Genomic DNA, 4,221 nt, shown 5'->3' with positions numbered 1-4,221 from the left:
AGCGCTGGACCGGGCAGACCTTCATGCAGACTGCGCAGCCTTCGTACGTGGCCATGACCGGGCGGCAGCGATCGTAGATCAGCTTGTTCTTCTCAACACCGCGCCACCATACCTTCTCCTTAACCAGGGCTCTGCCGGGGCAGCGGTTCACGCATACCTGGCACTCCTGGCAGAACTGGTGGATGCCGTAGTCGATAGGCTCGTCGTAGGTGACGGGCGCGTCGGTCGTGATAATCATGAGCCGGGCGCGTGAACCGAAGTGCGGGGACAGAAGCTGGCCATTGGCTCCAAGCTGACCCAGGCCGGCCGCCACGAACATCGGGATGTACGCCGCGCTGTTGTCGTTCGGGCTGTGGATCTGAGCGTGGAAGCCAAGCTCGCGTATGTGTGCCGCAAGCTCGATGCCCAGTGCACCCTCAATCTCATAGGTGCCGAAGTGCGCAAATTCTGCGTCCAGGCTTGGGATAGTCTGGGTCTGCCAGTAGTCCTGCTCCAGGGCCAGGCAGATTGCGTGCTCGTACTTGATCCAGCTTCGCTTGCTGCTATAGGCGTAGTGGCGATCGTACCTAGTGAAGCCAACCTCGCCGAAGCCTAGCTCTCGGGCCTTGAGGCGGAGTTCTTCCGTGTAGTCCCTGCTCAGGTCAGGGGTGCCGGTTGGCTCGATCTCGCCGGAGACCGCAGCAGCGTCGACCAGAGGCTGGTTTACCTTGTCGTGCTCTTCGCGGTAGTGGTAGACCTCTGGTGTATAGACGGTCCATACCCACTCGCGGTCGGCCGCCTTTTCGATGTTCTGTGACTCGAGAGGATCGACTCTCGTATAGAACGAGACATCCTCGTCATTCTTTCGAATACCCGGTACAGTGACCAGGGCCTCCGCCACTGGAATGTCATAATCCGCATGACCGTGCAACCTGCCCGGACGCCTTACAACATGATGAACCGGTGAAGCAACCATATCTGTCCCCCCTTAGGAATGTCTCTAAGCGCGGAGTCTACGCGGATTATTGAAGCAAGTCAAGCCAAAAAATACATGAAGAAAAGTTCAAAACTCCATCGGTGAGGTCTGACGCCTGAACGCCGGTCGGGAAACCCTTAGAACGACAGGGGGTAGGTACGGTAGCGTGGCAGCCTCTAACTGAGGGAGAGTCTAGACTAGCGCAACGATACCCAGGAGCCAAACCGAGCAAGTAATCCTCTCGAGGCAGGTAGCTCATAGTCTCCATCTCCCTGTCCTCGGCGTATGAAAGCCTCAGTTTCTTCCTTTCTCAGATGAAGGTTCATCCCGCCGCTGGCCTCCCTGTTGATGATGTGGTCTGGGACTTCCTTCTCACGTAACGTTTGGTGAACTTCATCCACGCCCAACACAATGTCATCGCCATGAACTGTCCACTGCCCTCGGTCTGGTGGATATTCGGCGCAGAATAGCTTGGAGTCGAGCCTGGTCTTGATCTGATAACGCTTGGGCTCCCAGGCAAAGTCGTCAAAGTCCCTGCTGGATACTCTCCGACACCACCGAGGCAGGCTCTCTTCGCCCCGTAGCACATCTTGAAACATTTCAAACAGCAATGCCGAAGACTCTTCCAGATAGTCGAACGATGCCCAATCACTGACGCCGTCAACGATGTCTTTCATTCTGAATAGATACTCGCTGAAAAAGTCCGTGCTGATCTGATTGTGTAGACCCTTAGCCTCGCGGTCCATTCGCTCCGCCAACGCCGTGTTGTCCACCGGCAGTGGTGTGGAGGTGTAGACCAGAAGGGACCTCTTTCTCACTTCATTCAAGAACTCCCTAGCCTCACTGTTCAGCGTCGCCACGAGACAGGGTATGTTGGGCAACTCATGGTGAAGCCTGTCGTATGATTTGATGATGGCTTCTCCCATAGAATCGCCACCTCGACGCCCGCCACTCGTAAACCTTCCTGCCCGAATGTCGTCGTAAAAGAGGGTGCAGAGACCATACGATCCCTGCTGCCCATAGACCCTGGTAGAAGTGAAGTCCTTGTCTCCGAATGGCTTGGGCGGGTGCCCCCACATACTGGTATAGAGAAATTCGACGGTGTTGCTCTTGCTCTCTGGCGCCCAGCACTTCAACATCCCCTGGTAAGTCGCCCGGAGTCTCAACGTATAGAGTGATCGGCTCCTCATCCACCTTCCGACTAACGGGCAGATCTTTGACCGACGCGAGGTGTGCCGATCTGATCTCGGTTCCCACTCGTATTGGTACAGAGGCAAATACACGCAGAGCCTCGTAAAGTGCCTCCATCTCCTCCCACATGTAATCATCGTCATCGAACGCCAACAGGACTTCACCCTGCCGACCAGACAACGCAGCTTTGGACAGGTTGGCCGATCCAACCAATGCTCTTCGCTGCCCCTTTGACTCAAGCAGATAAACCTTGGAATGGACCACACTTCCGGAAATGGCCAGGAATCGCGCCTGCCCAGAGGCTTGACGGTCCATAATGGATTTGAGGCCAATGTCATTCACCCCACCCATGCCCACAAATCCCTTAGTCAACTCTTCCTCGATGGCTTGCTGCATCACGATGATCCTTGACGCATCGTGAGTTCTGGTCAGCCGTTCCGCACCGAAAATGACCTCAAACTTCTCGTAGTTATTTTGGGACAGCAGTTCAAGAATCATTGGAATACTCACCGTGTAGGTGACGGCTCTAAAGCTAGAGTATCCGGTCAGTATTCTGGGATGGAACAGTTCACTGCGCTGCTCCATCGGCCGGACTACCTGGAGGCTGAGGGCGTCTTTCTTACGATCTTCTTCCGAATCCAAACGTAGCTGAGAGGGTCCGGTTTCCTCAGCGAACATAGTTCCACGTCTGGCCGCAACCAGATCCTTGTGCTGAATGATCCAGTCCATGCGGCCACGCTGCCCTCTGTTTCTGACACTTCGTAGACGTCCAGACCGTATCCAGGACTGAACCGTCTTACTCGTTACACCTATAGCCTTAGCTGCTTATTTCACTGATTGATATGTCTGGTCAGCCATCCCATACCCCAATGTAAATGTAAAGTAAATGACAATCTTGGTAGAGGTAACCCCTTTTGAGAGGAGTGCGAAACTCCGTGGGAAATAGTCTCGTCACTCCCGCGAAAGCAGGAGTCCACTATGGCGAACCATAGTTGATAGCCTGTGGATTCCCGCTTCCGCGGCAATGATGGGAGTCTTGCACTTTTCACTCTAAGTCGAACCTGTTCCAGACTGGTAGGCGCTTCCATTTTGTCATATTGGCGAAAGCTGATGCCCAGAGGGGCATGGGTGGCGGATGCTGTACCGGTTTGGTAGGTGAACATTTCACCCTCACACGCCACGGCGCATCTACGACCCTAGCCCTCTCCCTAAAGGGAGAGGGGACATTTGTGCCAAAAGCAGTGCATCGACCAAGTTGGTACAGGTTCTGGGTGGCGCAGGGAACTTGGGATCAATCCATTCTCGCCCTCACCCGTCAAGTGCTTACAGGGGTAGGTAAACTGACAGTTTGTTCGTCCACGGATCAAGTTCAGGGCAGGCTCTGGGCTTGTCGAATGACACCCCCAGCCCCTGGATTCCGGCCCCGTGTCGAGTGCAGGACAGGCCTTCGCCGGAATGACGACTGACGCGGTGCGCAGCACCTCCTTGACTAGGTCGCCTCCGTTGTTGGTCTCTCCTATGATCCTGTCTGCGCTGTGTTTGTCATGGGTTATCGGGCTCTGTGGTCGGTGTTGGAAGTTTGGCGATAGCTAATGACCCCGACGGGGTCACAAGCGGGGATGGAAGATCTGGAACGAGGATGAGGGGATGCCGGGGTTGTAATAGGGGCTGCTGCGGTCGTCTTCGGGATAGTAGACGGGGCCGTCGTGCAGCTTGCACCTGGGGTGTCCGCAGTTGACCAGCCTGAACGAGGTCGGGATGTTGGGTGTTGGAGACCATCTCTCGTGTTCTTCCCGGGATGGTGGTGGGCCGAGGTCTTCTCCCTCTTTGGCCTTTTCTTCTTCCTCCGCAGCGGACTTGGCCCTGGCCTTGGCCTGTTGGGCCGCGGCGGCCTGACGTTCGGCTTCTTCTTTCTCCCGGAGTTCGCGTTCGGCCTTGATCTGCTTTCTGCGTTCGACCCGCCTGTCGATCTTGGCATCGAATCTTTCGGCTGTCTCCTTGATGATCGCCTGGTACTCCTCTGGGTCTATGGAGTTCTTCCACTCCTCGAACCACCTGTCGGAGTTTTCCATTGC

General features: G+C 55.6%; 4 protein-coding genes. All 4 read right to left on the bottom strand.

Translation table 11 applies throughout. From position 1 onward, the window contains the following. Positions 1–955 (bottom strand): hypothetical protein (locus J4G14_13325; GenBank protein ID MCE2458771.1); only part of this gene is annotated, 955 nt, incomplete at its 3' end. Between the two features lie 197 nt (positions 956–1,152). After that, positions 1,153–1,881 carry a hypothetical protein gene (locus tag J4G14_13320; protein MCE2458770.1) on the bottom strand — a complete coding sequence of 243 codons (729 nt, stop codon included), beginning with the start codon at positions 1,879–1,881 and terminating at the stop codon, positions 1,153–1,155. Beyond that, a complete protein-coding gene (locus J4G14_13315) occupies positions 1,838–2,875 on the bottom strand; it encodes a phospholipase D family protein (GenBank protein ID MCE2458769.1) in 1,038 nt (345 codons plus the stop codon). Before J4G14_13315 ends, J4G14_13320 begins: the two co-directional genes overlap by 44 nt. An 878-nt stretch (positions 2,876–3,753) precedes the next feature. Continuing rightward, positions 3,754–4,221: hypothetical protein (locus J4G14_13310; GenBank protein MCE2458768.1), on the bottom strand; the 468-nt coding region annotated here is incomplete at its 5' end.

This window comes from Dehalococcoidia bacterium (assembly GCA_021295915.1).
Taxonomy (GTDB): Bacteria; Chloroflexota; Dehalococcoidia; order Lucifugimonadales; family UBA1123; genus VXRN01.
This window is presented reverse-complemented; position numbering and strand designations above follow the sequence as displayed.

Excerpts from the sequence above, each read along its gene's own strand:
- J4G14_13320 (MCE2458770.1), bottom strand. The coding sequence starts at position 1,881 with ATGGGAGAAGCCATCATCAAATCATACGACAGGCTTCACCATGAGTTG.
- J4G14_13315 (MCE2458769.1), bottom strand. The coding sequence starts at position 2,875 with ATGGACTGGATCATTCAGCACAAGGATCTGGTTGCGGCCAGACGTGGA.